Here is an 8,668-nt window from a genome sequence, read left to right on the forward strand (position 1 = left end):
ATATCCCCATATAGTAAAGATTTAGAGCGAGCAAAACAATCTATCTCAAAAGCCTATCTAGAAATGAAACGGCAGGTGGCACAAAACCTGATGATGAGGGGAAACGATCGAGCAGATTGTCTGATTGGAACTGCTTATGATGAGATCGTGATGATTCCCAAGCATCTTCAAGATGGCGATCTCACTGCGCTAGCTTATATTTACATCTACAAATTGATGCTAGCGTATTTATTTGGTAATTATACTGCGGCACTAGAAAATATTACTCAAGGGCAATTGTACTTGCAGGCAGTTGCGGGGATGATTCCAGTTCCGGTATTCCATTTTTATGCCGCACTGACATATTTGGCACTATTTAGAGCGCAGTCGGAACTAGCACAAGCAGAAACTCTCGCCCAGGTGCAAATTCATCAAGAGACGATCGAGCTATGGTCGCAAAATGCACCGATGAATTATCTACACAAATGGGATTTAATCGAAGCTGAAAAACAACGGATCTTGGGTGATAAGGCTGCGGCGATCGAACATTACGATCGGGCGATCGCTGGTGCCAAAGAACATCAATTTATTCATGAAGAAGCACTCGCCAACGAACTTGCCGCCAAATTTTATCTGGATTGGGGTAAAGCAAAAATCGCTCGATCTTACTTAATAGAAGCTTCTACCTGCTATGGTCGGTGGGGAGCCATGGCGAAAGTCGAGCAGTTGCAGACACTCTATCCACAACTCTTAACTGAGATCTCGGATCGAGCAGCAGTAGAGATCGTCGATGCCCAGATCGCCGATGTGACCAATTCGGTGATGTGTGACTCCACATTTTTAGATTTGGATAGTTTGTTGGCAGCTTCACGAACTATTTCTCAAGAGATCGATCTCGATCGATTAATTACTAAGCTGTTGGAGATCGTTATTACCAATGCCGGTGCCGATAAATGTGTATTGCTACTCAACATCGAAGACAGTCTCCAGGTAGTCGCTAGAGTAGAATCTGGTTATAAACCGCAGTTATTAACACCGATCGCCTACGAGTCGAGCGATGATGTGGCAATTAGCTGGGTCAATTGGGTTGCGCGCAATTTGCAGCCAATGCTGTTAACCGACGCTCTCGACTCGATGCAGTTTGACGGTGATGCCTATCTTCAACGGCATCAACCCAAAAGCATCTTATGCAGTCCGATCCTCGATCGAGGCAAATTAGTTGGGATTCTCTACCTTGAAAATCAAGTCGCGATCGATAGTTTTACGCGCGATCGGATGAAGACTCTCGATGTCCTGAGCGTTCAGGCGGCAATTTCGATCGAGAATGCCAAGCTGTATTCTCAATTAGCAGCATCGGTAGAACTCCTCGAACAAAAGGTCGCAGCACGGACGATCGAATTCAAAGCCGCCAAGGAAGCTGCAGAACTCGCCGAGCGATCGAAGACGACTTTCTTCAACAATATGAGCCACGAACTCCGCACGCCGCTCAATGCAATTTTGGGGATGTCAGAGGGGTTAGAAGAACAGGTCTATGGCACGCTCAATTCACGCCAATTACGCTGTATTCAAGTGATTCAGCGCAGTGGCATTCATCTGCTGGCATTAATTGACGATTTGCTCGATCTTGCCAAACTTGAGGCTGGCAAGCTAGAAATCTACTGCGAACCAACTAATATCGGTCAGCTTTGTGATGTAAGTCGATCGTTTGTCAGCCATCAGGCTAGCCGAAAAAAGATTCAGATAGCAATAAATGTCCCATCACATTTACCAGATCTACTTGTTGACGAACGCCGGATGCGCCAAGTTTTGATTAATTTACTTAGTAATGCTGTCAAGTTTACGCCAGAAGCTGGTCGTGTACGTGTCGATGTGACATATTTTGTTGGCACCAAGCCAAATAATCCTACGTGGCTAGAAATCGCCGTCAGCGATACGGGAATCGGGATTGCGCCAGAAGATCTCGATCGATTATTTCAGCCATTCGTGCAGATCGATAGTGCCTTCAATCGTCAAGCTCAGGGTACGGGTTTGGGGCTAAACCTAGTGCGAGAGATCGTCGCATTGCACGGGGGCAGGGTGTCCGTTACCAGTAAAATTAATGTTGGCAGTCGGTTTGCGATCGAGTTGCCATCTGGAGATCTGCCGTTTATCTTACCTTTGCCCCCACAGCGAACTCCTGCTGTGGAAACGCCGACTGCTGATGACTAACCAGCTTCAGATCCAGATCGATCTTCAACGTTAAATTCCCGCACGACGGGTGAGAATACCTTGCGAAGGACTGAATAATAAAGCCAAGACAAACAAGCTGGAAGATACCAGCACGATCGCCGGGCCAGAAGGTACGTGCTTGATATAAAAACTCAAATAGACGCCGCTCACGCTGGCGATCGTGCCGATAATGGCACCCAGTAACATCATCTGATGTAATTCTTTGACTAATAAGTATGCTGTCAATGCTGGCCCGACTAGCAAGGCAATTACCAAAATTACGCCAACAGCTTGCATGCTGGCAATAATAGTCAGGGTAATTGCTGCCATAAATCCGAGATGAATCAGATTGACAGGCAATCCCATCGCCATCGCCCCAGTTTTGTCAAACGTGTAGAATAACAACTCTTTATAAAATAACCAAACTGCACCCAGAATTAAACAAGTAACGATCGCCGTGCGATAAATATCGGTCATCGTTACGCCAAGAATATCGCCGAACAGAAAACTATCCAGATCGACATTATTTTTGAGCAAACTAATTAGCAATACCCCCAACGCAAAAAAACTTGAGAATGTCAACGCCATCGCCGCATCTACCTTCACGCGCGCCTGCGATCGAATCCAAGAAATCGCCCCCGCACCGAGAATGCCCGAAATAAACGCACCCACCAAAATATCTACTCCCAAAAAGAATGAGAGTGATAAACCAGGTAATACGCAATGGGCGATAACATCTCCAAATAATGCCATCCGTTGTACGATCAGATAACTACCCACGATCGGACATAAAATCCCGACCAAAATGCCGATCGCGATCGCATGTCGCATAAATTCATAATGCCAAGGACTAGTCAGAATTTCTAGCATTCGTTAATAGTTAATATTGCTGTTGCTATTACTCTTGTGAGCATAAAAAATAGTAGAGGATTAAATTGTTTAATCCCTAAAGCCTAAAACCTAAAGCCTGCCCCCTACCTAAAGGATCGCGAATAGAACTATAATCTGTGGTTGGCAAGTCTATCTATAATTTTTTAGGAGTTCACGGTGGAACGGACATTTATCGCAATCAAGCCTGACGGCGTTCAACGTGGTTTAGTAGGTGAAATCATTCGGCGATTAGAAACTAAAGGCTTCACCCTCGTTGCCTTAAAATTATTGCACCCCAGCCGCGCATTAGCCGAACAGCATTATGCCGTTCACAAAGAAAGACCTTTTTTCAGCGGTTTAGTTGATTTTATTACATCCGGCCCAGTCGTAGCTATGGTCTGGCAAGGTGATGGCGTTGTCGCTGCCTCCCGTCTGACGATCGGTGCTACCAATCCATTAGTGTCCCCTCCCGGCACGATTCGCGGCGATCTGGGCATCAATATCGGTCGCAACCTGATTCACGGCTCCGATGCAGTAGAAACCGCTCAGAGCGAAATTGCACTGTGGTTTAAAGAAGAAGAATTAGTCAGTTGGACACCTTCGGTTTCACCTTGGCTGGCTGAATAAACAACGACTGAAGTCGTCGCTGGTGTTACAAAGTCTGCCTTTCTTGAAAAGGTGCTTCACTTGCGGCGTTTTTATTCGGGGGTTCCCCCCGAATAAGAAAACGACAAGACAGCGGAGTTCGTCCGGTCGGGTGCCCCGACCATGGAACGAACCCAAGCAGGGCAAAGCCCAAGAACGCACTTTTCGCTACGCAGACTGGATACTTTAGTCTGCGTAGGCAGACTTTGCAATATTAGCCGCGACTTCCAGTCGCTAGGCGGGCTTTGACTCTATCTAGCCCTGAATCCGACTGGCGATCGTTTCTGGTTGAATCGCAGATAAAATGGCATGCCCCGAATCCATAATTAATACCGCCCGCGTCCGTCGTCCATACGTCCCATCGATTAACTGTCCGCGTTCTCTAGCTTCACTAATATTCCGTTTAATCGGAGCCGCATCAGGACTAACGATCGCCACAATCCGCTGTGTGGAGACAATATTTCCAAAACCAACATTAACCACGGGAATAATTGATAATTGATAATTGATGGTTGATAATTTTTAGAAACAGTCAACTATTGCCAAGACTCATACCGAGCCTGTCATGCTCGTTTGCTTCGTCTTTGGTGAAGTGAGCATAGCCTAATTATCAATTATCAACTATCAATTATCAACTAAATTCAGATGCAACAGGTTGACTTCACGACATTGACTGCGGCAGTACGGGAGTTGCAAGCAGATTGGATACCCGCACGAGTCGAAACCGTCTACCAAAGCGATCGCTACACTCTCGCTCTAGGCTTGCGTACCCTCGACAAAAAAGGCTGGATTGCCATCTCCTGGCATCCTCAAGCCGCCCGGATCGTCCTTACCGATCCCCCACCCCGGATTCCCGATACCTTCACTCTCAGCCAGCAATTACGCTCCGTCTTAGGCGGACTGGCAATGACGGGGATGGAAATGCCGACGCCGTGGGAAAGATTGGTGCGGCTGACATTTGCCTCTAGACCTGGGGCTGAGGCTCTATATTATTTATATGTCGAACCGATCGGGAAATACAGCAATCTCACCCTCACCGATGCCGATAATTTAATTATTACCACCGCGCATCAAGTTAGTAATAAGCAGTCTAGCGTGCGGACGATCGAAACTGGCAGACCTTACGAGGTACCGCCATCCTTAACCGATCCGATGCCGAGTCTAGAGGAGTCGATCGATCGGTGGATCGATCGAGTTAGCCTGATTCCTGACAAGCTCAACCAGCGACTAGTGAGAAGTTATCGCGGCTTGAGTACGATCCTGATGAACGAGCTGATTACTACCACTGGACTCGATCCCATTCAAACCACCGATACCCTGTCTGCTTCAGACTGGGAAAAGTTATTTGAATACTGGCAAAAATGGCTTAGAACCCTCACGCAAGTCGAAGGATACAAATTTCGTCCCCATCTCACAAGTAACGGCTTTAGCGTCCTGGGATGGAGCAATTCAGGTACTCCAGTAGCTACAGTCAACGAAGCAGTTGAGACTTACTATACCTGCATACTCGATCGCGAAGCATTTACCCAACTCAAACATCAACTTACCCAAAAATTAAGCACGATCTTAGCTAAATTACGCCTTAAAGCAAATACCTTCAAAACCAAACTGCTAGAGTCTACAGGTGCCGACGAATATCGCACCAATGCCGATTTGTTGATGGCACATCTTCAAGATTGGACGCCAGGGATGAAGCAAATTATTCTCAATGATTTCGAGACAGGCGAGCCAGTCAAAATAAAACTCGAACCCGAAAAGAATGCGATTCAAAACGCCCAATTCCTGTACAAACGCCACCAGAAACTCAAACGCGCCAAACTCGCTGTCGATCCGTTACTTGCTGAAGTCCAAGCTCAAATCGATTATTTAGAACAAGTCGAAGCCAGCATTCTCCAAGCAGAAGAAGATAGTAATAACAACGTTCGAGAACTATTACAAACGCTATTAGAAATCAAGAAAGAATTAATCGATACTGGCTATTTCCCCGCTGCCGATCGCATCGCCAAAGCCGAACTAGCCGAAACCAAACCGCGATCTCTCAAAACTCCCAGCGGCTTTGAACTCCTGATCGGACGCAACAATCGTCAAAACGATTTACTTACTTTTAAAACAGCCACCGAATACGATCTCTGGTTTCACGCTCAGGAAATTGCCGGCAGTCATGGGTTATTAAGAATTACGCCTGGAGAGGTAGCACAGGAAGCAGATTTACAATTTACCGCTAATGCAGTGGCTTACTATAGCCGCGCCAGACAGAGCCAAGCAGTTCCGGTAGTATATACAGAAACCAAGCATGTCTATAAACCTAAAGGTGCAAAACCAGGAATGGTGATTTACAAACACGAACAGATCTTGTGGGGACATCCGCAGGAGATTGAGATCGATCGTTAAATTTAATCGATTAGATTTACCACTACAAAAAAGGTAATGTTGGCAATGTCTTGATGGTAAATGAGCATTGATTACTCCAGCCAAGATTCTAAATTTGCCATACCGGTAAAATCTAATAAAGCCTCGCCTAAAGCTTCCAATCGATCGAGATTCAACGCACTAACTCTTGAGATAATTTCGGGAGATAGATTACCAACCTTACGGGTAAGCTGTCTGAGAATTAAATCTCGTTCGCCAGTCGTGCGTCCAAAAGCTTCTCCTTTCCGTAAAATAGCCTGATACACCGTTGATTCTTGCATTTCAGGACTCCTCATTAATCGTTCGATTGTCTGCTCCCCCAATTGTAACCCAGCCAAGATACTCGTCGCTGCCGTTAAATTATCCCGATCGCGCCGATCTTCGATCCGCTCTAACTGCTCCACCACTTGAGATAGTACTTCTTCTTTGTTTGAAGCTTGACTCAGCACTGCATAAGGCAGCAAACCTGGCGTACGCAGAAATACCTCTACTGGTTCCTCCCATAGCCGAATCACTCGAAACTGATGAGTCATCACAGGTGTCTCATATCTCGTCTGTCTAACTAAATCCGAACCTGTCGGTTTCAGGTAGATGACTACTTGTTGAATATCTCGATCTGGAAACTTGCGTCTCAATCGCACATAATAATCAGCCATCCGAAATGGCATGGTTTCATCGGCGACTGTCTGAAACTCAGTGTGAAGAATAATTTCCCTAGATTGTAGAAACATCACCGAATCGGCTCGAATCGGTTCGACATTGAGTTCGGTGGGATTAATAGTTGTGAGCGCGATTGATTCGCCTAGTAGCCAGGTGGCGAAGGCTGTTGAATATCGTTCGATGAGAAATTTGGAGATGTTATCGATCGCCATTTAGAGCCTAAAATTGAGAATCTTTAATACTACATCCTACTGCGATTCTCGTTCCCAGAGGCTACACCAACGAGTAGAGCCTCATTCGATTATTCCCGATCGATCCCGAGCGCGAACCTTTATAATTAAGGCTGCTAGTTGTGGACGCTTCAAAAACTGAGATGGTAAATTTAAATCCTACTTCTTCCTTTAGTATTTCCATGCACTTGGAAGTGCCCAATCGATCGGGGATGCTGGCGAGTATCGCTCAGGGGATCGCTTCTGTCGGTGGCAATATCAACACGTTGGATATTACCGAGCAGACACGGGTATTGTCGCGGATCGATGTGACGGTGGATGCGACTAGTACCGAACATGGCGACCAAATTGTCGAAGTCGTCAAGTCGATTCCGGAAGTGCGGCTGACGAGTACGTTCGATCGGACGATGGAGCTGCATCGCGGTGGGAAGATTCGGATGGAGAGCAAGATTCCGCTCACCCGTCAGTCGGATCTGGCGATGGCTTATACGCCTGGTGTCGGGCGCGTCTGTATGGCAATTGCCAATGAACCAGAACGCGTTTACGAACTAACAATTAAATGTAATACAGTAGCGATCGTCAGCGATGGTAGTGCGGTATTAGGATTGGGGAATTTAGGTGCTGCCGCTTCGATGCCGGTGATGGAAGGCAAGGCGATGTTATTTAAAGAATTTGCCGGACTGGATGCGTTCCCGATTTGTCTGGATACTCAAGATACTGAAGAAATTATCAAAACTGTCAAACATCTCGCACCTGTCTTTGGTGGGATCAATCTCGAAGATATCGCCGCGCCGCGTTGTTTTGAGATCGAAGCGCGGCTGCGGGCAGAACTAGATATTCCCGTCTTTCATGACGACCAACATGGTACCGCGATCGTCACCCTCGCCGCACTATTAAACTCGCTCAAACTAGTCAAAAAGTCCCTCGATACCGTCAAAATTACCATTAATGGTGCGGGTGCTGCGGGGATCGCGATCGCCAAATTATTTACAACTGCTGGTGTCAAACATATCTGTATTTGCGACTCGAAGGGGATTATATCTACCAGTCGTACCGATTTGAATCCTGAGAAACTAGAATTTGCCGTCGCTCAAACGGGGACGCTCGCCGATGCCATGGTGGGTGCCGATGTCTTCCTCGGTGTCAGTGCGCCCGGTGTCGTCAGCGTGGAAATGGTGAAGTCGATGGCGAAAGATGCGATCGTATTTGCGATGGCAAATCCAATTCCCGAAATTCAACCAGAATTAATTAGCAATGATGTGGCGGTAATGGCGACGGGACGGAGTGACTATCCCAATCAAATCAATAACGTCTTAGCCTTCCCTGGTGTATTCCGGGGCGCGATCGATTGTCGTGCCAATCAGATTACCATCAATATGTGTCTCGAAGCTGCTAAAGCGATCGCCTCACTCATCAATCCCAACGAACTCAATCGCGAATATATCGTCCCCTCGGTATTCGACAAGCGCGTTGCTACTGCTGTCGCTTCTGCGGTGCAGAAGGCTGCGAGAGAAGAAGGAATTGCTAAATATTAGACTTTAGGCTTTAGGCTTTAGGGTTGTGAGCAACACCTGTCAGTATTTAGATATTGCTGCTCGGATCGTTTCTCGTCGAGATCGATCGAGACATCGGCTAATTATGAGAGAATAAGAACTCATCACTTAATA

At 46.6% G+C, this 8,668-nt stretch carries 7 protein-coding genes; 4 read left to right on the forward strand and 3 right to left on the reverse strand.

The annotated features are described in order from the left end of the window. On the forward strand, positions 1-2,187 hold a 2,187-nt coding region (locus RMO84_RS11710; RefSeq protein WP_310488636.1), incomplete at its 5' end, for an ATP-binding protein. Between the two features lie 30 nt (positions 2,188-2,217). Here the strand turns inward: RMO84_RS11710 and RMO84_RS11715 are convergent. After that, on the reverse strand, positions 2,218-3,057 hold the full coding sequence (locus RMO84_RS11715) for a metal ABC transporter permease (RefSeq protein ID WP_310488637.1): 840 nt from the start codon (positions 3,055-3,057) through the stop codon (positions 2,218-2,220). A 177-nt stretch (positions 3,058-3,234) separates the two neighbouring features. Here RMO84_RS11715 and ndk point away from each other — a divergent pair, with 177 nt between their 5' ends. Further along, the gene (gene ndk, locus RMO84_RS11720; RefSeq protein ID WP_310488638.1) at positions 3,235-3,684 is read left to right on the forward strand and encodes a nucleoside-diphosphate kinase; all 450 of its coding nucleotides are present in this window, start codon (positions 3,235-3,237) and stop codon (positions 3,682-3,684) included. A gap of 273 nt (positions 3,685-3,957) precedes the next feature. Here ndk and RMO84_RS11725 read toward each other — a convergent pair whose 3' ends face one another. Then, positions 3,958-4,194, reverse strand: a complete 237-nt coding sequence (locus tag RMO84_RS11725) for a DUF370 domain-containing protein (protein ID WP_396135837.1) — start codon at positions 4,192-4,194, stop codon at positions 3,958-3,960. Positions 4,195-4,347: 153 nt separating this feature from the next. Here RMO84_RS11725 and RMO84_RS11730 point away from each other — a divergent pair, with 153 nt between their 5' ends. Next, the gene (locus RMO84_RS11730) at positions 4,348-6,093 is read left to right on the forward strand and encodes an NFACT RNA binding domain-containing protein (protein WP_310488640.1); all 1,746 of its coding nucleotides are present in this window, start codon (positions 4,348-4,350) and stop codon (positions 6,091-6,093) included. A 71-nt stretch (positions 6,094-6,164) separates the two neighbouring features. Here RMO84_RS11730 and RMO84_RS11735 read toward each other — a convergent pair whose 3' ends face one another. Beyond that, entirely contained in the window at positions 6,165-6,983 is an 819-nt protein-coding gene (locus RMO84_RS11735) for an Rpn family recombination-promoting nuclease/putative transposase (RefSeq protein WP_310488641.1), read from the reverse strand. Positions 6,984-7,144: 161 nt separating this feature from the next. On the opposite strand from RMO84_RS11735, the gene RMO84_RS11740 reads away from it, so the two are divergent. Beyond that, entirely contained in the window at positions 7,145-8,536 is a 1,392-nt protein-coding gene (locus RMO84_RS11740; RefSeq protein WP_310488642.1) for an NAD-dependent malic enzyme, read from the forward strand. Positions 8,537-8,668 lie beyond the last annotated feature (132 nt).

It is taken from the genome of Chamaesiphon sp. VAR_69_metabat_338 (genome assembly GCF_031423935.1).
In the GTDB taxonomy this organism is placed as follows: domain Bacteria; phylum Cyanobacteriota; class Cyanobacteriia; order Cyanobacteriales; family Chamaesiphonaceae; genus Chamaesiphon.